The 426-nt window shown below is 51.4% G+C and carries 1 protein-coding gene; it reads left to right on the top strand.

The features are described 5' to 3' along the window. On the top strand, window positions 1-229 hold a 229-nt coding region (locus tag ACTNDI_RS14030; RefSeq protein WP_441101574.1), incomplete at its 5' end, for a hypothetical protein. Window positions 230-426 lie beyond the last annotated feature (197 nt).

Raw genomic sequence — 426 nt, 5'->3', positions numbered from 1 at the left:
ACTGCAGTCGGATGACATCAAGGTGGTGCTGAAAGACCATAAGGTTGCCAGTGTCAATGATACACAAGTTACCAATCCGGTATTCCGGGTTGCGGACAGCGGAAAGCTGATTCTGCAGACCGGCGGACCGGGAAGAATGATCATCCTTGTCGTGTCCATCGCTGCGATTGCCCTTGCGATCTTTGCATTGCTTGCGGTCATGAAACGGCAGAAAGGAAATGAAACTTAAGGATTGACATAAAGAGAGGGGCTGTGAAAAAAGCATAGCCTGAAAAACAAAGAAGGATCAAGGGTTATCAAAACCCAAGATCCTTCTTTTGCGGTGTGCCCGGCGGGCGCACGTTCTAATGGGTGAGAGTCCCTGATCCGCCCGGCAGTGGGAAGGATGCAGCTGAAAGCAAGGGCGTCATCGTGAGGTGAGGTCTG

Origin of the sequence: Bilifractor sp. HCP3S3_D3, from assembly GCF_052063915.1 — a bacterium.
Taxonomy (GTDB): domain Bacteria; phylum Bacillota; class Clostridia; order Lachnospirales; family Lachnospiraceae; genus Bilifractor.
Note: the sequence above shows the minus strand (reverse complement) of the source record. Positions and strands in the feature narration are given on the sequence as shown.